The sequence below is a fragment of the Candidatus Tiamatella incendiivivens genome, from assembly GCA_015522635.1.
GTDB classification, from domain to species: Archaea; Thermoproteota; Thermoprotei_A; order Sulfolobales; family Acidilobaceae; genus Tiamatella; species Tiamatella incendiivivens.
This window is the reverse complement of sequence record WALW01000006.1, coordinates 1-19,167: the sequence shown is the minus strand read 5'-3', so window position 1 is coordinate 19,167 and position 19,167 is coordinate 1. Positions and strand designations below refer to the sequence as shown.

General features: G+C 44.6%; 20 protein-coding genes and 3 tRNA genes. 12 read left to right on the top strand and 11 right to left on the bottom strand.

The window, feature by feature from the left end:
* Positions 1 to 39 precede the first annotated feature (39 nt).
* The 3 genes from F7B60_00675 to F7B60_00665 form a co-directional block, all read right to left on the bottom strand.
* A tRNA-Arg gene (locus tag F7B60_00675) sits at positions 40 to 167 on the bottom strand.
* A gap of 11 nt (positions 168 to 178) precedes the next feature.
* Positions 179 to 610: a hypothetical protein gene (locus F7B60_00670; GenBank protein MCE4614033.1), complete on the bottom strand. Its 432-nt coding sequence runs from the start codon at positions 608 to 610 to the stop codon at positions 179 to 181.
* The gene (locus tag F7B60_00665; GenBank protein MCE4614032.1) at positions 573 to 1,418 is read right to left on the bottom strand and encodes an NAD(+)/NADH kinase; all 846 of its coding nucleotides are present in this window, start codon (positions 1,416 to 1,418) and stop codon (positions 573 to 575) included. Before F7B60_00665 ends, F7B60_00670 begins: the two co-directional genes overlap by 38 nt.
* A 24-nt stretch (positions 1,419 to 1,442) precedes the next feature.
* Here F7B60_00665 and F7B60_00660 point away from each other — a divergent pair, with 24 nt between their 5' ends.
* Positions 1,443 to 2,486 (top strand): hypothetical protein, encoded by a 1,044-nt coding sequence (locus tag F7B60_00660; protein ID MCE4614031.1) that lies wholly within the window; start codon positions 1,443 to 1,445, stop codon positions 2,484 to 2,486.
* Here the strand turns inward: F7B60_00660 and F7B60_00655 are convergent.
* Complete coding sequence (locus tag F7B60_00655) at positions 2,455 to 2,889, bottom strand: DUF371 domain-containing protein (protein MCE4614030.1); 435 nt, start codon at positions 2,887 to 2,889, stop codon at positions 2,455 to 2,457. The two genes, F7B60_00660 and F7B60_00655, sit on opposite strands and share 32 nt — an antisense overlap.
* 71 nt (positions 2,890 to 2,960) lie before the next feature.
* Between F7B60_00655 and F7B60_00650 the strand changes: the two genes are divergently transcribed.
* From F7B60_00650 to F7B60_00640, 3 genes are all read left to right on the top strand, one after another.
* Entirely contained in the window at positions 2,961 to 3,620 is a 660-nt protein-coding gene (locus F7B60_00650; GenBank protein MCE4614029.1) for a protein-L-isoaspartate O-methyltransferase, read from the top strand.
* Between the two features lie 398 nt (positions 3,621 to 4,018).
* A complete protein-coding gene (locus F7B60_00645) occupies positions 4,019 to 4,303 on the top strand; it encodes a hypothetical protein (GenBank protein MCE4614028.1) in 285 nt (94 codons plus the stop codon).
* A gap of 244 nt (positions 4,304 to 4,547) precedes the next feature.
* Complete coding sequence (locus F7B60_00640; GenBank protein MCE4614027.1) at positions 4,548 to 5,774, top strand: hypothetical protein; 1,227 nt, start codon at positions 4,548 to 4,550, stop codon at positions 5,772 to 5,774.
* A 9-nt stretch (positions 5,775 to 5,783) separates the two neighbouring features.
* Here the strand turns inward: F7B60_00640 and F7B60_00635 are convergent, their stop codons facing one another.
* Positions 5,784 to 6,656 (bottom strand): ARMT1-like domain-containing protein, encoded by an 873-nt coding sequence (locus F7B60_00635; protein ID MCE4614026.1) that lies wholly within the window; start codon positions 6,654 to 6,656, stop codon positions 5,784 to 5,786.
* Positions 6,657 to 6,743: 87 nt separating this feature from the next.
* On the opposite strand from F7B60_00635, the gene F7B60_00630 reads away from it, so the two are divergent.
* Together F7B60_00630 and F7B60_00625 are read left to right on the top strand one after the other, a co-directional pair.
* Complete coding sequence (locus tag F7B60_00630; GenBank protein ID MCE4614025.1) at positions 6,744 to 8,291, top strand: FGGY-family carbohydrate kinase; 1,548 nt, start codon at positions 6,744 to 6,746, stop codon at positions 8,289 to 8,291.
* Positions 8,292 to 8,329: 38 nt separating this feature from the next.
* Positions 8,330 to 9,751, top strand: a complete 1,422-nt coding sequence (locus F7B60_00625; GenBank protein MCE4614024.1) for an aspartate aminotransferase family protein — start codon at positions 8,330 to 8,332, stop codon at positions 9,749 to 9,751.
* Here F7B60_00625 and F7B60_00620 read toward each other — a convergent pair.
* Complete coding sequence (locus F7B60_00620; GenBank protein ID MCE4614023.1) at positions 9,748 to 10,287, bottom strand: type 1 glutamine amidotransferase; 540 nt, start codon at positions 10,285 to 10,287, stop codon at positions 9,748 to 9,750. The two genes, F7B60_00625 and F7B60_00620, sit on opposite strands and share 4 nt — an antisense overlap.
* Positions 10,288 to 10,359: 72 nt before the next feature.
* Between F7B60_00620 and F7B60_00615 the strand changes: the two genes are divergently transcribed.
* Entirely contained in the window at positions 10,360 to 10,902 is a 543-nt protein-coding gene (locus F7B60_00615) for a class I SAM-dependent methyltransferase (GenBank protein ID MCE4614022.1), read from the top strand.
* Here the strand turns inward: F7B60_00615 and F7B60_00610 are convergent.
* Positions 10,872 to 11,228 carry an MGMT family protein gene (locus F7B60_00610; GenBank protein ID MCE4614021.1) on the bottom strand — a complete coding sequence of 119 codons (357 nt, stop codon included), beginning with the start codon at positions 11,226 to 11,228 and terminating at the stop codon, positions 10,872 to 10,874. The two genes, F7B60_00615 and F7B60_00610, sit on opposite strands and share 31 nt — an antisense overlap.
* 90 nt (positions 11,229 to 11,318) lie before the next feature.
* Here F7B60_00610 and F7B60_00605 point away from each other — a divergent pair, with 90 nt between their 5' ends.
* On the top strand, positions 11,319 to 11,582 hold the full coding sequence (locus tag F7B60_00605; protein ID MCE4614020.1) for a U6 snRNA-associated Sm-like protein LSm6: 264 nt from the start codon (positions 11,319 to 11,321) through the stop codon (positions 11,580 to 11,582).
* On the opposite strand, the gene F7B60_00600 is transcribed toward F7B60_00605, so the two are convergent.
* Positions 11,579 to 12,343 carry an endonuclease NucS gene (locus F7B60_00600; protein MCE4614019.1) on the bottom strand — a complete coding sequence of 255 codons (765 nt, stop codon included), beginning with the start codon at positions 12,341 to 12,343 and terminating at the stop codon, positions 11,579 to 11,581. The genes F7B60_00605 and F7B60_00600 overlap by 4 nt on opposite strands.
* Before the next feature lie 92 nt (positions 12,344 to 12,435).
* On the opposite strand from F7B60_00600, the gene F7B60_00595 reads away from it, so the two are divergent.
* From F7B60_00595 to F7B60_00580, 4 genes are all read left to right on the top strand, one after another.
* The gene (locus F7B60_00595) at positions 12,436 to 13,101 is read left to right on the top strand and encodes an orotidine 5'-phosphate decarboxylase (GenBank protein ID MCE4614018.1); all 666 of its coding nucleotides are present in this window, start codon (positions 12,436 to 12,438) and stop codon (positions 13,099 to 13,101) included.
* A gap of 6 nt (positions 13,102 to 13,107) precedes the next feature.
* A complete protein-coding gene (locus F7B60_00590; GenBank protein ID MCE4614017.1) occupies positions 13,108 to 13,806 on the top strand; it encodes a creatininase family protein in 699 nt (232 codons plus the stop codon).
* A 97-nt stretch (positions 13,807 to 13,903) separates the two neighbouring features.
* A complete protein-coding gene (locus tag F7B60_00585) occupies positions 13,904 to 16,738 on the top strand; it encodes a DNA-directed DNA polymerase I (protein MCE4614016.1) in 2,835 nt (944 codons plus the stop codon).
* 61 nt (positions 16,739 to 16,799) lie between these two features.
* Positions 16,800 to 17,831: an aminotransferase class I/II-fold pyridoxal phosphate-dependent enzyme gene (locus F7B60_00580; GenBank protein ID MCE4614015.1), complete on the top strand. Its 1,032-nt coding sequence runs from the start codon at positions 16,800 to 16,802 to the stop codon at positions 17,829 to 17,831.
* 50 nt (positions 17,832 to 17,881) lie between these two features.
* Here the strand turns inward: F7B60_00580 and F7B60_00575 are convergent.
* The 3 genes from F7B60_00575 to F7B60_00565 all read right to left on the bottom strand — a co-directional run.
* Positions 17,882 to 17,969, bottom strand: a tRNA-Leu gene (locus tag F7B60_00575).
* 7 nt (positions 17,970 to 17,976) lie between these two features.
* Positions 17,977 to 18,094, bottom strand: a tRNA-Ser gene (locus F7B60_00570).
* A gap of 61 nt (positions 18,095 to 18,155) precedes the next feature.
* Positions 18,156 to 19,167 (bottom strand): ion channel (locus F7B60_00565; GenBank protein MCE4614014.1); only part of this gene is annotated, 1,012 nt, incomplete at its 5' end.

Sequence of the window (19,167 nt, the reverse complement as noted above, 5' to 3'; positions counted from 1 at the left end):
GGTTATGATGCGTTTGGGAGCCCTTATTGGTTTTGGTTGTGGCGGGCCCGAGGGGATTTGAACCCCTGGCCACCGGCTTCCCCGGGCTGACCGGGGAAGAGCCTCGCTATCCGGCCTTCTACTCCCTTTAGGAGGCCGGCGCTCTATCCTGGCTGAGCTACGGGCCCTTCCATTTTGGTTATTTGGATTGTTGCTTGGTTTTTATGCCTTTTGTGCGTAGCGGCTTGAATTGTACTCCTGTTTCCACTAGGAGGTATTGGATCGTGTAGTCGTCTGTGAATACTATTGGTGTGCAGTTGTTTTTCAATTCGAGTGCCAGCGCCGCTATTGATATGTCAGTATCACTTAGCTTATCCCATACTTTGTATTTGACTGCTAGGTTGCAGGTTTCCCTTATTTTATTCTCAGCCGGGTCTTTTACGTTTATTCTCCCCGTTTCAATAGCTATATTTAGCTTCTCCCTGTTCTCAGCGTCTTTTACTTCTTCAACTGCTTTACTAGTAGTGTATAAGGGTGGAGGGATAATGTTTTGGATCCCTGCTAGCAGAGCCGTTGTATCCAGTATTACGCATTTACCAGTAACTGAGTATTCTCGTGAAGACTCTCTCATAATAATTCTCCCACCACTTGAACCTGGCCATCACGGCTGGTGTCTGGGATTTCTCTATGTCGATTATGTCCCCTTCATAGACGTCCTCGACGTGCTGGCCATCGAGGATAAGCCATGCCTCTTTCGAGGCAGGCCTGAGTTCTATCCTTATCCTACTTATTGCCGGTAGCACTACGGGCCTCAACTGTATCTGAACGGGATTCATAGGCGCTAGGCTCACGGAGTCTAGTCCAGGGTCTATAATCGGGCCTCCAGCGCTTAGATTGTATGCTGTACTTCCTACTGTGGTTGACACTATTAATCCGTCACCGTCTATGCTGTATATTCTCTCACCGTCTCGGAAAACATTTAGCCTTATAACTTTAGCCATTTTACCGACTATAACAGCGTCATTAAGGGTGCAAGGCAGTTTTTTACTCCCCACCCTAACATCAAGTCTAGTGTACCGGTAGACGCGGTATTTGCCTTCTATGAAATCCTTTATCCTGTCCTCTATCTCATACGGCTCGACGTCAAGTAGGAATCCCCTCCTACCGGCTCTTATTCCCATGACTGTAATGTCATCACGGCATAGCTTCTGGAAGGTTCTTAGCAGGGTTCCATCGCCGCCCACTGCTATTATCCAGGTTGGAGGATTTTCCCTCAGTTTAAAGGTATCGTACTTTGAGAGGAACTCATACGGCTTAGATTTCTCCTCAACCAGTATTTTCAACTTATACTTCTCCAGCGCTGTTACAACTCTCTTGGCAGTCTCCTCCGCTAGAACACTATTGGGTTTTACTACTAAACCTATAATTTTCCCGGTCAAAACCTACACCCTTGAGTGGGATGTTTGGCTGGGGAAGAATATAAAGAACCGTATCCCTGGTGTGTGAGGGTTCCGAGGAGAAGCGTTGAGATCTTCCTGAGAGTAGCTAGACGGCTAGTTGATAGGGGCTACCTTATTGAGAGCTGTGGCGAAAAGGTTTGTATACCTGCTAGAGACGAGGTGGAGTCCCTTCGAGTTGCAAGGGAGAATGGTATCCCGGCAGAGGGGTGTAGTCATAGTTTCAAGCCTAGAAATAAGCCTCTATCCAGTCTGAAAGAATTGTATCCGGAGCTAGAGTTACACCGCTACTTGACTATAGGGGATATAGTTGTTTTCCACCCCAGGATAGGCATTCGATTGGGGAAACTCAGGGAGGCCGCGGAGTACCTTGTCAGGGAGAGGGGGTATAGGAGTGTTTACGCTAAGCTTGACACTACCGGTGTAGAGAGAAAGGCTAGGCTAATACACCTGGCAGGATTAGATAATCCCATCACAGTTTTCCGTGAATATGGATTAGAGTTCAAAGTAGACGTCTCCAAAGCCTACGCGAACCCTAGACTCGGCTTCGAGAGGAGGAGAATAGCGTCACAAGTCCATTCAAGGGAACTTGTACTGGATTTATTCGCTGGAATAGGTGGGCATGCCATCCATATAGCGAATATTGTGAATGCAGAGGTAGTCACGCTGGACATTAATACCAGTGCAGTAGAGTTAATGGCTGAGAATATAGTTCGAAATGGGAAGAAGCTGAAAGGACTGGTATACCCTATACTGGGAAACGCTTTATATGCTCCTAGAATTTTTAGAGCGGTCTTCGACAGGATAATAGCAGACAACCCCACAATGCACAAGGAATTCATTGGAGTTGAATGCAGGTTATCTGGGGAGGGAACAATGATACACCACTACCTAGTACACGGCGAGGAGTTCAACAATGATAGTATAATAAGACTATTCGCTAGAAACGGTTGTAAGGTAAGTGTACTCGGATACAGGAAAGTTCTCCCATACAGTCCTAGGAAGAATATCTGGAGCGTTACTCTCCGGGTGGATAAACGATCAGAATAAACTCCACCTCACCAGCCATAGAAAGCTCTCCAATAAGCCTCCTATCAAGATCCCTTGCAGACTTATCAGCACCAATAAACACCGTTGCAGGCTCGACATAACTGCTCTTACGGAATATCATCCTCCTATCATCGGACAGCATTAACATCGCATCCCCCCAACCGCAAACAACATCGCTGACTCCTCTAGCCATAATAACCAAGCAAGCACGCCAACCTCTCCGAAGAGCATCCTTGATCTCGCCAGGAAGCCCAGATGCACCGTGGGGAGCTTTCACACCAACAATACAGTCCCCCCTCCGGGTAACGGAATCCTCCATTGTAACCTCCAGAGTAGACCTGTGAGTCGCCTTAACATTCCTGTGGCCAAATGCTTTGAACCCGTAACACCTACAGCCATCCACTACGCTCACCATGGGTCGTTGATATAATAGTCTCAACATCCTATTCTATTAAGAATATGGTTGCTAGGGATATGGAAGACTTCGAGAAGCAGAGGAAGATACTGGTAGAGACACTCGTAGCAGAGGGCGCACTATTCGACGAGTACGCACGTAAAGCCATGCTAAAAGTACCCAGAGAACTATTTATCCCCGAACACCAGAAGCATCTAGCCTACATTGACGAGCCGTCACCAATAGGCTACGGCCAAACAATAAGTGCCCCAAGCATGGTGGCAATAATGACCAGCCACCTCAAAGCAAGGCCAGGGCACAAAGTCCTCGAGATTGGAACCGGAAGTGGGTATCAAGCAGCTCTACTCGCCGAAATCGTAGGAGACGAAGGATACGTATACACAGTTGAGCGAATACCTGAGTTAGCAGAGATGGCTAAGAGGAACCTAGAGAGAACTGGGTACAGCAATAGAATAACGGTTATCATAGGCGACGGAACCCTAGGCTACAAGGAAAAAGCCCCGTACGATAGAATAGTAGTAACAGCAGCATCACCCGGCATACCTAAGCCACTAGTAGAACAGTTAAAACCAGGTGGAATACTCGTCATACCGGTTGGCGACAGATACCTCCAAAGGCTCTTAATAGTGAAGAAGGACGAGGAAGGCAGAACAAGAATACTTAAAGACACATGGTGTGCTTTCGTACCACTCATCGGAAAATACGGATGGACACTATGAAGAAGGTAAACTTCAATTAGTATACCGTGTTACTTGTTAAATAGATTATGGGGAGGTCATTCAAAAAACATAGTAGCTTATCAAATAATACTATATTGAAGGTATCTGTCTTAATAAAGTAATACATACTTGAACCACTTCAATATTACCTTCAACGTGAATGGCCTATTCTAGGGTGCTGCCTATTCCTTAGAGATGCTAATAATAAAACCGGCGTGGGTATGGTTAAACAGTTAGTTGAAAGGTGGGTACTGACTTTACTGAATTACGGCGTGGATGGTTTACTGGAACTCTTCCAGGGTTAAAATACTAGAGCTATACAGCCTCTGGTTATACTTACTTTTACACTAACAAGTACTATGATGTGGATACTCGTTTGAGAAGTTATCTAACAATAGTTGTATGCTGATATTTGCTCAGCACTAGAAAAACCAGGTTACTCTATTTATTCTACGACTGTAATCCCCGTCGAAAACGGTGGGAGTCTATCAGTTACTACTGGCGATCCTACCTTATACAGACTGGACTTAAAGTACATAGTAAATTGCAGTAAAGGAACGAAACAGCCTATAACATTCCAATATACTGCAACCTCAGTTGGTAAAGGTGATAAAGAATTCTTGAATAACTACAGAATACTACGCCTTGTTTTGGTTATTCTAGGAATTGTTTTCACTATGTGATAATCTGTGATGTCCTAACTGATCATACCTATTGTCCTCTTATCCAAAGAGAACTATGAATACAAAGAATAGGAATAACTATTTTCCCCGACTTCAACGAGTATACCTAGGAGGGCTTTGACGACTGTGGCGAGCATTGAACCACCCAGACGAGGCCTATCTATCCTCTAGGGATGGGCCGGTGAGTCTGAGTTGGAAGTGTAGACTAGGAGCCCTCTGAGCCCTCCTAAAAGGTGTTCAACCTATGATTAATGGCAATGGAAGTTTGAGCCTAGGTAACCCAGCTTATAGAAGGCAGCCTTTCATGGTTGAAAATATTAGAGCCTACCTAGAAGAGACTCTGGAGACTAGAACTAGGAGAGTGGAAATAAGGCTGCTCTCTCCTTGGGATCCTGATAGATATGACTGGACCTGCCATCCTAACCCGTTCAGTAAGGAATGGATTACCAGTCAAACAAGCGCTTTTGAAGCAAACGATCCTCTTCACGCCTGTATTGAAATGACTGGAATGGATAAGATTCGTGTGCTTAAAAGTGACGCTTCTCTTCCCTATGCTTGCCCTGGAGTGGTTCCGTTTAGGGGAGTGGGGGATGTCAAGGGGATGTCAGTGTTATATGTTTCAAATAGAACGGATTGTAGTGACTGGCAGTGGAACCCCCATCTATACGACTCATATATCATAGAAGCGTATCTGAAAGGAGATGATCCTATAGAAGTCATCGTTGAGTGGTGCCCTCTCGGCCTTGTCGAGCAGTCAGATTTGGAGAAAAGAATAATTTATGCAGTCAATCTAACCAGATACTTTAACTCCTCAGGCAGAGGCGTTAAACTGGCTATTCTACCTGGTTACACGCTGGGTTCTAGGCATATGGATCCTCTCTATTGGAGTAGTGGAGCATCATATTATTCCAGCCTGGAAAGAGCATCTGGTATATCGGATAGAATTACGTGGCAAGTTTATATCGTTAAGAAGAGGCCATTCTACGAAGGCTTTGAAGCGGTTAGGATACCGTTCCTCTACGGCGGCTGGATCCACACTTATAAGAATAGAATCCCGCAATCAATAATTTCTCCTGGAGTGAGTTTAGAGAAAGCATTCGAAGCTTTAGCTTCAACCAGCATTGAAGAGATTATTGTAAAGTTACTAGAGAACCTCTTGACAGATAGTTTACCGTTAGAGGCTAGGGAAGTGCTTTTCCATTTCAACCTACTTGTCGAGAACGGATGTACCGATGCTGTGAGGTTTATTCTCCCAAGCGTGTTGAAACCCGTTTATACTAAACTAGGGAGTGGACTCGAGTTTCTCCCGGAGATCAGATTCTACCAGTTGGATGAATGTGAGGCGTATAACCTTGAATCAGGTAGGAGAATATACCCCTGTGATAAGCATTTGAGGTACGAGGCTCTGGTTAGGTATATGAACCGGTTAAAAGAGAAAATAGTTGAAGCGGAGGAGTTATTTTGCAGTTAGAAGAGAAGATTATTCCTCCCCTTGTGAGCGGTAGTCTTCTAAGTATAATAATGCTCTTCTCAGGCTTGTTATTAACGGTGTAGCTTGCGGGACACCGAATAATTCCATTATTGGAATGCATTTAGCGCGGAGTAGGTGGTAGAATTTACCCTGCATCTCCTCTGGAACACTCTCTGCAGCAGCCTCGAGATTCGCTATTCCCTTAGCTAATACAAGGTCCGCTGTTTCTATGAGTCCTTTGATACTATCGGGCATCTCTTCTATAAATGTAGCAGGATATCTTGACCCTGTTCCTATTATAGGTAGATCGATACCCAGGTGCCCGGCGAGCCATTCTGCCTCACTAAGTGTAATATCAGTCTCATAGGGGAGGCTTCTTGCTATGAATACTACTTCATAGCCGAGTTCATGCAGTCTTTCTCCTGCTAGAAGGTCGAGGACAGCTTCACCTGCATTGTCTAGGGCAATTATAATCCTACCTAGATCTATCTCCGGCATGTCTAGTATAACAGTATCCTCCCAGCCGGAGAGAACATCGTTCACATCATACTCGTAACCCACCATTCCCCAGTCAACTGCATTTGCAATTGCAAGCAATGGTAAGAGGTCTCTGAACTGCATATTCTTGAATATATCCCTCGGAACAATATTGGAGACTTCTTGGTTGAGCTTCTTTTTCTCATCTCTAAGAGGATCCTCGCCAAGCTTCTTCATTAACATATTGTATGTTTCAACGAAAACCCTGGTCCTCCCGAGCTCATCTACGCGAGAAGCCATATTCTCCAGTTGCTCAATGGAGAGAACATTATACTTACTTCTCGATTCTATGAGGCATTTTCTACAATGTTCGAAGTGAATGAAACCTTTGAAACTTGAAGGCATTTATGTACAGCCTCTTCAGCCTCATTCTGCCAAGGTGAACTATATTATTCTATTCAGTGTAACACTATAATAAAACAGTGTCTCATCATGCCCCACATTCTTGTGTACGATATCGGGACTACTACTGTTAAGTCCGCGTTAGTTGACTTAGAAACCCTCAAGGTAACAAAGTCATCGTCAACCCCTGTTCCAATGAAGTATCCATCTCTGCGTGAAGCAGTAATGACCCCTGAGGATCTTTGGAAAGCGGTTGTAACTACTTCCCGCGCGATCGCTGGTTCTGAGGTTCTACACCCAAAGGCTGTGACGATAATCTCCCAAATGGCTGGTGTTTTGCCTTTAGACGATGGAATGAACCCCTTAGTGGATATAATGACATGGCTAGACGAGAGGGCGGCTGGTTATCCGAAAAGCCTCTTTAAGGGGATACTAAAGTTATCAGGCTACAACCTCTTCCACATACTCAGGTTCCTCAGGGTAACAGGGGGGGCACCAAGCAAAACAGGGAAAGACCCTATTTCAAAGGTACTCTGGCTGAAGCATGAAGCTCCTGAAATATGGAGTAGAACCAAGATGATACTGGATGTTAAAGGATACCTACTTAACAGGATGACGGGATCTTTGGTCACAACTACAGACGAAGCAAACCTTACCTGGCTTATGGATACGAGGAAGGGAAAATACGGTTGGAGCGACGCTATACTCTCCAAGTATGGTATACCGGGAATTATGCTCCCAGAAATAGTTGAACCAACACAAGTGGTCGGGGCTTTAGGGAAGGAAGCTGCAGAACACCTCAAAGTAGAGGAGGGGACGCCAGTAGTAGCAGGTGCAGGTGACGTAGTTGGAGTAGCATCAGGCTCAGGTATGACTGGCGTAGGAGAAGCGCACATATACATAGGAACTAGTGATTGGTTGGCAGCACATGTGGAGAAGAGGCTGCTTGACATCAACCACTACATGGGGAGCCTACTCAGCGCCATACCTGGAAGATACCTCTTCATAGCTGAACAGGAAGTTGCAGCAGGAGCCTTGGAGTGGATGCTGGATAGATTAAAGTGTGGAGACGGTGAGGAGAGATACGTTTGTATGAAGAAGCATGTAGGTAACACTCCCCCCGGGAGCGGTGGGCTCCTATTTGCTCCATGGATGTATGGCGAGAGAAGCCCGATAGACGATGAACACGTCAGAGGTGTACTTCTAAATCTTTCCCTAAGCCATGGAGACGGCCATCTCGTTAGGAGTGTCGTAGAGGGAGTGGCTTTCAATATAAGGTTCGCATATGAGTATTTCAGGAAACATATACCTTCGCGTAACGGCATAAACATTGTAGGAGGTGGCGCTCTACTCGACGATTGGTGTCAGGTTCTCAGCGACCTTTTAGAGATAGAGGTCAGGCGGACTGTTCAGCCGAGAATGGTTGGAGCTAGGGGAGGAGCAGTAATTGGCGGTGTGGGGATAGGTTATTTCAAAAGTTTTGACGCTGCCTCCAAGCTAGTTGGAGTAGAACAGGTGTTCACACCGGTTCATGATAGATCTTCCTTCTATAACTCAAAGTTCGAGTATTATGTGAGGTTATATAAGAGTCTCAGGAAACTTTTCAAGGAAATGAATAAGAATCCCTTAGTCCAATAAAATACTATCTGAAGCATTCTATTGGAAGGTGTCCTCAATTGTCATCTGACCATGATGTTCTAAAGGAACTAGATGAACTCTCGAGTATGGATATGGATCCCCATAATGGGAGAATGTTCGGGCATATATATGAGACAGGTGACATGTCTCTACGGAGAATAGCGGAGGAAGCATATGTCAAGTATATGTGGAAAAACATGCTGGACCCCACAGTCTATCCGAGCATCATCAAGTTAGAGAAAGACCTTGTAAGAGGCATGGGGAATTATTTCAATTTACCTGAGGATGGTACAGGCACATTCACATACGGTGGAACGGAAAGCATACTGGTAGCCGTCCTATCAGCCAGAGAGCACTACAAGAGCCTGCAAGGCAAATCTGCTGTCATGGAAATCGTTCTACCAGAAACTGCCCATCCAGCCTTCCACAAAGCCGCATTTCTCCTCGGCGTAAAGGTGAAAGTCGTACCCGTTGATAGGCAGAGCTTCACGGTTTCAGCGGACAAGCTGTTAGATTCCATATCAAGTGAAACGGGTATGGTTGTCCTAAGCGCTCCCAACTACCCATTTGGTACTATAGACCCGGTTAAAGAAGTGGGAGAGTCGCTAGGCGGAAATAACATATGGCTCCATGTAGATAGTTGCATAGGAACCCTACTCCCGTTCCTCAGAATGGAAGGGGAGAACATACCTCCAACAGACTTCTCAGTGGAAGGAGTATATAGTATAAGCACAGACATGCACAAGTACGGGTATTCGCCTAAAAACGGGTCTCTAATTTTCTTCAGGAACAGGGATCTAAAAACACATTCACTATTCGCTTATAGCAGGTGGGCTGGCTACCCTCTCATAAACACGACAATATTATCGTCTAGAAGCGCTGGAAGCCTAGCAGCATCATGGGCCGTGTTCAGGTACCTGGGAGAAGAGGGTTATGAAAGGAACGCTCGTAGAGTAAAAAATGCTAGAGACAAGATAATCAATGGATTAGTAGACGTAGGCTATACCATTCAAGGTAGGCCTATGGGGGGAATACTCTCTTTCACGAGCAGTGACATTAATGTCTTTTACTTGTCGGAAGAGATGAAGAAGAAGGGATGGTATATACAATCACAGCCGGGTTCAACGGCATTGAATTACAATCCAAGCATACATATGACGATAGCTCCTATGCACGAGGAGATCGCAGATGAGTTCCTAGAGGCGTTAAGGGAGTCAACAGAGATTGTGAGGGATAAGCCTCTTCCACCCGAGAACGCTTTAAGGTTCGCTATGCAGGTTAACCTGTTTAACAGGAAAGAGGAGGATCTAGAGGATCTAATGGAAGTCGTTATGGATAAGATAGGTTTATCGGAGAAAGGATTGGGAAGCGAAGTTCTTGTGAATGAGCTTATGTATCTATTCCCACCTGATGTTGTTGAGGAAGTCCTGAAGTTCTTCATATACTACATTTACAGTTAAGCTCCTACATTCTTTTCTTTAACATATTTTTCGGCTATTCTAATGAACTCCCTCATCCACAGCGGTATGTCAGATGGAACTCTACTTGTAACAAGGTTGCTGTCAACTATGACTGGCTCATCCACCCAGACAGCGCCTGCCGCCTCCAAGTCATCACGTATTCCAGGATAGCTAGTGAGCCTTCTTCCGGATACTCTGCCTGCCGTTACGAGCAGCTGTGGTCCATGGCATATCGCAGCAATTGGTTTATTGTCATCTACGAAGCTTGAAACTATTCTCACTGCTTCCTCCCTACAATACAGTCTAATCCGCTCAGGCCCCTTACCCCCGGGGATGATTAGGATATCGTAATCCGTGGGGTCTATTTCCTTGAGGGGTAGTGTTGCGGTAACCTGGTATCCCAGTTTCCCCTTTACAGGCTTACCGCCAGGTGTAGTTATGTGCGTCTCATACCCGGCTTCTTGGAGCCTATAGTAGGGGTATAGGACTTCTATGTCTTCGAAATCCTCGGCTGTTATTATAAGAGCTTTGGGCAAGATTATTCACCTCACATGGAATACTAAATATCCAGGTCCTTTTTATTCTATCATATTAACGGTGCCCTGCTAGTGGGAGATAGTACTGTTAGAGAGAAGTATGACGCAACCGCTGATACCTATGATTCTATATACAAGGCAGAGCAGTTTGAGAAGTACATGGTAACTCTATCAAAGGTAAGGCCGAGGGGAATCGTACTTGACGCTGGATGCGGCACTGGACTTCTAGCAGAATACCTTGCACCGCTAGGATACTTTGAATCCTCGATAACGCTTTACATATGCCTTGACTATAGCAGGGGCATGCTGGAGATAGCTTCGAGGAGGCTCTCAAGAATATGTCCTCATAAGTGTATCACGATTGAAGGCGATATTGAAGATATACCTTTGAGGGATTTAAGTGTGGATTGGGGTCTCAGCTTTACAGTAGTAGATCTCGCTGAGTCGAAGAACAAGGCTATAATGGAGTTAGACAGAGTAGCTAGGAGAGGATTTGTAGTCAGCTTTCTAAAGAAACTCCCCTATAAGGACTTGTTTCTGGAGGCAATGAAATATCTAGGATCCTCGTCGAAGGACGTTATACTTTATAAACCTAAGATCCCCAACAGGTCGTAAAAGCATTCCTTGCACACCCTATCTCCCTGAAATTCTACGCCCTCTAACTCTAAAATCCTCTTTTTAAGGCTGACGCCTCCTAAACTATAACCTACTAGCCTCCCATTGCTACCTACAACCCTATGGCAAGGTATGACAATGGGATTCTCGTTTTCCTTCATAAACCTCCCAATTAGACGCGGATTAACCCCTAAAGCTTTTGCGAGATCCTTATATCCTACCACCTTCCCTGCAGGTACAAGGCTTAACAGATCGTATGCAGCGTTCCTCAACTCTTCTAAGCTTGCTTTCCTAGTTTTATTCCCGTCTATTACTAGAAGCCCCATCCTCATCCCTCCAATCTAATTAATCCTTAAATATTGGGTGTATCTCCTTTTAACCTGGTGGATAAGCATAGAGGTGGAATGCCATTGTCTATGAAGAATAGGATGAATCCTTTGAAGGCTTTAAGGGATTCTAGGGGAAGTATGGTGCTTGTTAAACTAAAGGATGGAGCAGAGTATACTGGTGTAGTTGAGAGCACTGACCCAACAATGAACATGATACTGAAGGACTGTACTGAGTACAGAGAAGTGCAGAATCAGCCTAGAGCAAAGTACGGCCAGGTAATGATCAGGGGGAGCAGCATACTCTATGTAAGTTTCAGCCCTGAAGTGTTCTTAACTCACTATCAGTCCTAACCCAAATAATCCATCAGGCTTCTATGCCTGATGCCCGTCCTCTTCTTAACCTTCTCGCTGTACATCTCGTACAGCTTCTTCAAGTCAATCTGCTTTGCTTCCAGACCTGATCTCTGGAGAAAAGCTATTGCAGACTCTGTAAAGTCCGGGGCTAGTAGTACCCCTCTAATGTTTGGCACGGATCTCTTGAGCCTCTCAACATAACCGTAGAGCTGGCGGGCTGCTTCCTCACCTGCTTTCACCCTCTTTATCTCAAAAACTACGATACGGCCCTCCCTGTCAATCCCGTATAAATCTATGAATCCAGGCTGGATAGGTTTTTCAACATCAGCTATCTTCAACCCGTTCTCTACGAGTTCGGGTTTCTCTTTAAGGATATCTCTGACTTCGGCTTCAGAAAAATACATGTAGAATCCTCCGCCCTCCTTCGCCCCGTGAACGATGCATCCATAGGTCTCCCTGCACTTAACTACCAAAGTCTCCCTCGGTTTGCCTCTAATAGCCCGTATAACCAGTTCACCATCCTCATCTAGGAATGATATATGAATCGTATCGGGCTGCCAGTTGAGCGGTTTGAACCCCCGAGGACCGTGAACAATTACACTTCCATCTCCCTTAACTAAGAGGAGCTTGTCTCCATAGCCGCTATGAGCAGCTCCTCTTCCCTCATACATTGTGAGACAGTCACCGAGTATGAGCAACATCAACCCATCATGTACCGCTTCTATAAGATTGCTCGGCGAACAATCTGTTATCCTCACCTGATCGACACCTTGCAATCTTATAGAATAAATAGGGCTTTCTATTATTAAACCGCTATCATGACTTTTCAATAATACGGAGGTTGACGTTCTTGAATTGCAATGTTTACTTGCAGGTTGCGCTAGACTACACCCGGCTTGAAGATACCGTTAGGATAGCTACAGATATACCGGTTGAGAAATGGGTTATACTGGAAGCCGGGACTCCTCTAGTGAAGAGTGAGGGAATGAAGAGTGTATCAGTTTTAAAGAGCATATCCCATGGCAGGCTGGTTACAGCAGACCTTAAAACAATGGATACTGGTGGGCTTGAGGCGGGATTAGCCTTCGATGCAGGAGCGGATATATCCACCGTCCTAGCGGTTGCACCTGATGAAACAATACGGTCAGCTGTCATGGAAGCTCGTGGGAGGGGTAAAATGGTTATGGCTGATTTGATAGGATTAAAGGATCCTATATCACATGTTCCTAGACTTGAGGATTTAGGCGTGGACATCATACTTTACCATATAGGTATTGATGTACAGCAAGGTAGGAAGCTGACTGCAGGATCGAGAAGCAGCTTGGTAAGGGAAATATCGAAGGAGACTGTTAAAGCTTTGATAGCGGTTGCTGGTGGCGTAAAACCCAGCGAGTCTAGAGAGCTGCATGATGCAGGTGCTACCATAATTATTATAGGCTCTGCAATTACAAAATCTCATAATCCTGTTGAAGCCATCAAGGTTTTCGAGAAAACAGTCTCACCTGTTTGCAGGTGAAATTCTTTGAGCTATGCATACAAGACCTCGTACACGCTGGACGGAGAGAGCATCTATATACTACCTGTTGGGAGCATAGAGCAGCATGACGATCTTCCCTTGGGTACTGATACATTTATTGCTGAATGTATTGCATGGAAGGTGAGGGACAAGCTAGAAGAGCAGGGTGTTAATACCGTCGTTATGCCCCCGATTTACTATGGATTTAGTCCGGAATGGAGGCATGTCCGCGGGACGATAACGCTAGACCCTGTTACATTCTGCAATACAATAAAATCCATAGTAGAAGGCTTAGCCTGCTCAGGTGCTTCTAAAATAGTGATTCTAAACGGACACGGAGGCAATAGTGGAATTCTCAAGGGGTGTTTACAAGGTCTAATAGGAGGTTTAGATAGGAATGATATTCTAATAGCTCATATCGACTACTACAGGTATATTAAAGATGCAAGACTAGGGCACGCGTGTAGTGTGGAAAGAAGCCTTTTACAATACTGTGGCATAGATGCTCCATTGAAGCCAATTAATCCTGTTGAGAAGAGCTTTGAATCCTGGGTTTATTATTCGAGTCTTCCGCGAGAGCCTGTTGCAATAATACCTCCAGGTAGTAAGGCCCTAAGCGTTGAAACAATAGAGGATATGATCAATAGTATTACAAGCAATATTATAGGCTTTATTAGTATGGGAAGGCAGAAAGCGTTCCCCTAAGCTTCATAAAAGGATGATTACTTTAATGAATCCCGCTTCCCAATAATTAAAGGAGGGTGTTTTAGAGGGTATAACAAATACAGTGGAGGGACATTATTTGCCGAAAAGGAAACCTACTGCTATGCCATTGACGTATTTTATAGCCAAAAAGGAGGAGAATGAAGAGACTCCTCGTAAGGAAGAAGAGAAGGAAAAGAAACCGCCTAAAAAACAAGAGTCCTTGAAAGAGGATAGAACAATCTCCGTCCCCAAGCCCTCTAAATCTTTTCATGCAGAGGAAGCGGTTACCGTTTCTACGGCTGTGAAACCCTTAGAGACTTCTAGGAGAATTGAACGCAGGAAGTCGCGTCCGAAGAGGACTGTAACAAAAACGGTTAACATTCGGAAATCGAGTGGGAATACGAGGATTATTGAAACAATAGTAGAACCGAGATTAGCGTCTAATGCATCCGGGTACATCCTCGAGGTATACTATGATGGTGACAATGGAAAAGCTTCAGTAGCAATATACAATCCCCATAATGGGAAAGTGCATTATTGGCTGGATAATACGGGTCACAGGCCTTATTTCTACACAGATGCTTCTAGGGAAGAAGTATTGAAGAGAGCAATGAATAAGACTTCCTTTAGGAACGGGGCGAAAGTAGAGAGGGTTGAGTATGAAGTAAAGAAAGACCTTTTATCGGATAAAAAGGTTAGACTCACGAAGATCATAGTATCTAAACCTACAGATGTCCCTATTCTAAGAGGTCTTTTCGAACGTCATTGGGAATCGGATATTCCATATCACCATAATTACGTGTATGATAAGGACATTGTGCCTGGAATGCCCTATAATTTCAGTGGGAATAGTCTAGGTAGAATTGAGCCTGTTGAAGAGCTTTGGAAGACACCTGAGGAGTTCGGGAGTATAGTTGAAAGAGTCTTCCAAAAGGAGGACGAGGAAACCAGGAGAAAGGCTTTACAATGGATACCCATATTCGAAGCCCCTCCACCGCACCCTAGAATGGCAGCTATAGATATAGAGGTTTTAAACCCGCCGGGGAGCTTCCCAAACGTGGATGAAGCTTCACACCCTATAATAAGCATATCAGTATCTACGACAGATGGTGTTCAAAAGGTCTACACATTATACAGGGATGGATTGAAATTAGGCGATACATCATCCATTCCTAAAGGAGTTGATATCGAGTTATTCGATGATGAAAGAGGCTTAATCCTATCCTTCCTAGCTTTCATAAAAGATTACCCCGTCGTGTTCACCTTCAATGGGGACAGCTTTGACATGGTTTACCTCCACAACAGAGCACTCGTCCTAGGTATTCCTATAGAAGAAATACCATTGGCATGGAGAGAGGATTATGTTACACTAGTTAATGGAGTACACATCGACCTCTACAGGGTGTTCGACAATAGAAGTCTCCAGATATATGCCTTTGGGGGTGTTTACAGAGAGAAAAACCTAGACGCAATAGCCTCTGCTCTACTAGGAATATCGAAGATAAAGCTTGAAAAAGAGATGATTGAATTATCCCTTGCAGAGCTAGTTTCCTATAACTATAGGGACGCTAGTCTCACACTCAGTTTAGCTACATTCAACGATTACCTAGTCTGGGATCTTCTAGTACTAATCCAACGTATCTCGAAACTTGGAATCGAGGATGTTTCAAGAAGTCAGGTCTCCAGCTGGATCAAAAGCCTGTTCTATTGGGAGCACAGGAGGCACGGTTACCTCATACCTAGAAGAGATGATCTGAGGAAAATGGGTACAGAGGCTAGGAGCAAGGCAATTATCAAGGAGAAAAAGTATCAGGGTGCAATTGTATTTGACCCCCCTCAAGGCGTCTTCTTCAATGTTATTGTCCTAGATTTCGCAAGCCTATATCCCAGTATTATTAAGAACTGGAACCTTAGTTATGAGACTCTAAACCGTAACTGGTGCAAGAATAGGAAGGAAATACCTTTCCTAGGTTACACCGTATGCTTTGACGAACCTGGTCTAACGAGTCAGATAGTTGGATTGCTTAGGGACTTTAGGGTAAGGATATACAAGAAGAAGGCTAAGGATAAATCCTTACCTGAAACCGAGAGGAAATGGTATAATGTTGTGCAGGCAGCTATGAAGGTATACATAAATGCTAGCTATGGGGTATTCGGAGCTGAAGCCTTCAAACTCTACAGTTTACCTGTCGCTGAAAGTGTCACAGCTATAGGTAGGAGTGTTATCCTAGATGCAAAGAACAAGGCAGAGGAATTGAATTTATACATACTCTATGGCGACACTGACAGCCTCTTCATCTGGAGTCCGCCAGAAGGGAAACTGAACGACCTCCGGAAATACGTCTGGGAGAAGCATGGTTTAGAATTGGAAGTAGATAAAATATATAAACTGGTCTTGTTCTCTGGGCTCAAAAAGAATTATCTTGGAATATACGAGGACGGTTCAAGTGATATTAAAGGAATGGTGGGCAAGAAAAGTAATACCCCTGAATTCTTGAAGCAAGAGTTCAACAGAATGGTAGGAATAATCTCAGAAATGAATGGGCCTAATGATGTTGAGAAGGTCACAAATAAGATTAGGGATGAAATAGAGGAAATGCAGACAAAGCTAAGAAACATGGAGTATACTCTGGATGAACTTGCATTCAAAGTAATGCTACAGAAAGGACTACACGAATACAATAAAACGACGCCACAACACGTGAAAGCCGCTAAACTCCTAAGACAGTTCGGAGTGAACATTGAGAAAGGAGACGTTATAATGATGGTGAAAACAAGGGATAAGAGAATGGGGGTAAAACCTGTTCAACTAGCCAAAGTCACAGAAGTAGATCAAGCAAAGTACATCGAGTATGTAAAGACTACATTCGAACAGATACTCCAGAGCCTTGGTCAGACATGGGAGGAAATTTCTAGGTATAGACTTCTCTAACAAGTTAAGAAAACATTATATACTAGTTATTGTGGGCTAATAGTGGGTCTGGTAGTAGCACATGCGCGCGATACTACTGAACCAGAATGAGTCACCGATACCTCCACCATCCCACATCATAGCGGCGATACGCGATTCACTTGGAAAACTAAATAGATATCCTGATCCCGTGTTGAAAGAAGAAGTAACACATCTAGTAGCAAGTTACATTAGAGTTGATCCTGAACAGACCGTACTAATCCCAGGAACAGACACAGTTATAGACGTAACATCAAGAGCCATAAAAATACAGGAATACATAGTGCCTGCCCCCTCATTCTATGATATAATAATTGGAACATTCCATTGGAACAACACCACCATCAAACGTATCCCCCTAAAAGACTACGCTGGGAAACTCTCCCACATCGGGAACAAAGGATGGAAACGAGTCGCACTCGCAGATAACCCTAATAATCCACTAGGATACGCTTTATTCAGAGTAAAACCAGCATGCAATATTCCACTCCTCGTAGATGAAGCATATTATGAATACTCAGGAATAACATTATCCAAGCATGTGAGAAACGAGGAAGACGTAGGCATCTTAAGGACGTTCAGCAAAGCATTCGGGCTAGCCTCCCTCAGAATAGGAGCACTAGCAGCTCCAACGGAAATTGCAGAGGAAATTAGAAATGACCCACTTGTGTTTAGAATAACAACACTCAGCTTAATTGCTCTCAAGAAAGCTCTTGAGGACCCTTCTTATGCATTGGAAAACGCCCGGAGAACAAACAGGGAGAAAGAATGGCTTAAGAAAGTAATCACCCGACTCAAATTAAAGACCTATGACTCGTATACGAACTTCATAACGATCGACACACGAATACCAGGAATAACGGAAGTACTAGCAGAGAAAGGTATCATAGTCAAAAGCCTAGAGAAATGGATGAAACCGGGGTTAATCCGAGTGACCATCGGAACACACGAAGAAAACCTGGCCTTCTTAGAGGCTCTCGAAGAAATAATAATACATAAACAAGAACAAGTAGAAACTAAGGCGGATGATGATCGACTTCGGACGGAACAGAGTGAAGAACCGTGTGAGGCCTGACGCCGTCTAGATTCTTGTTTTTTCTAAAAAGAGTTATGCTGGTGATGATTTGGTGCGGGGGGTGGGGTTCGAACCCACGCAGGCCTACGCCACCAGGTCCTGAGCCTGGCCCCTTTGACCTGGCTCGGGCACCCCCGCTTCTCTGTGGCGCCGGGGGCGGGATTTGAACCCGCGCGCCCCTTTCGGGGCAGTGGGTCTCTCTAACTGGAGGGTTAGCCGGAAGCCCTCGAGCCCACCGCCTTGGGCCGCTCGGCCACCCCGGCACCTCTTCTCTAGATAGGTCTTCGATGTAATATTCAGGTTCGCTTGGATGTTTTAAGTGTTCTACTCTTCTGTCCTTCGGGTATAAACTATTTGGTCTCCTTTTTCTGCCCGCATGTTCTCTGGTGGTGTATAGATTATTTTCCCGTCTTTCTTCCTTATTGCTAGGACTTTTGCGTCCTCGTTTTTCTCGAAGTCGTGAATGTTTGTATCGTGTTTTAGGGTCGTTTCGACTAGATCTATCTCTCCTTCTACACTCGCGAGTTCTGTTATAACATCCGGAACGTCTGGTTCGAAGACGCTTGATGCAAGTAGTCTTCCTATTATGCTTTTGGAGATTGTTTTTGCTAGGCTGAGTTCTTTTAGCATTTCAGCGGTCTTATTGGTTTCTGTTTGAGCTATTATGTTGATGTTTTTGTTTAGTTTTTTGACAAGTAGGGCGGTGTGTATGGTTTTACTGTCATCGCCTAGGCATATTATAACGTGTTTAGCGTCTTTCAACCCGGCCTTTATTAGACTTTCCTCATCTATGTCTCCGACCATGAAATCAACGTCTGGAGGTGTCTTAGGCTGTTCTTGTGTGAGCCAGCCTATGCGGTCTTCCATTCCGTTTTCTATTAACTCTATTATCGCGTGTTTACAGGTTTCAGCTGAACCAATTATGAGTATATCTTTCTTCTTTAATCTAGCCAATCCTAGTATCCTCCTCATTGTTATGTTGAGGAACGCATCGGCTAAAAGTGATATTGCCAGGGTGTATATTGCTATTCCGAAGATAGCGGTTGCAGACGCGACTATCCTACCGAGGCTCGTGGTTGGAGTAATGTCACCGTAGCCTACTGTAGCCATAGTGATTAAAGCCCAGTAGAGGCTGTCGCTTAGTGTCACTGTCCCCCCGCCTCTTATTGTTTCTGCATAGTAGAAGGCGAAGCTTGAGAAGAGCCAAAGTGAAAGCCATATTATCGCTATAAACAGTATTCTACTCTTCTCGTTTACGGCGAGGGATCTCCTCAGCTTCTTTATAGCTCTGTAAATTGGGAATATCAACGCGTTATCCTCCACTACCTTATTATTC

Bases quoted from the DNA above. Each gene is read 5' to 3' on its own strand.
- F7B60_00670 (MCE4614033.1), bottom strand. From the start codon at position 610: ATGAGAGAGTCTTCACGAGAATACTCAGTTACTGGTAAATGCGTAATA.
- F7B60_00610 (MCE4614021.1), bottom strand. From the start codon at position 11,228: ATGGGGCTTCTAGTAATAGACGGGAATAAAACTAGGAAAGCAAGCTTA.
- F7B60_00640 (MCE4614027.1), top strand. From the start codon at position 4,548: ATGATTAATGGCAATGGAAGTTTGAGCCTAGGTAACCCAGCTTATAGA.
- F7B60_00650 (MCE4614029.1), top strand. From the start codon at position 2,961: ATGGAAGACTTCGAGAAGCAGAGGAAGATACTGGTAGAGACACTCGTA.
- F7B60_00630 (MCE4614025.1), top strand. From the start codon at position 6,744: ATGCCCCACATTCTTGTGTACGATATCGGGACTACTACTGTTAAGTCC.
- F7B60_00605 (MCE4614020.1), top strand. From the start codon at position 11,319: ATGAAGAATAGGATGAATCCTTTGAAGGCTTTAAGGGATTCTAGGGGA.
- F7B60_00635 (MCE4614026.1), bottom strand. From the start codon at position 6,656: ATGCCTTCAAGTTTCAAAGGTTTCATTCACTTCGAACATTGTAGAAAA.
- F7B60_00580 (MCE4614015.1), top strand. From the start codon at position 16,800: ATGCGCGCGATACTACTGAACCAGAATGAGTCACCGATACCTCCACCA.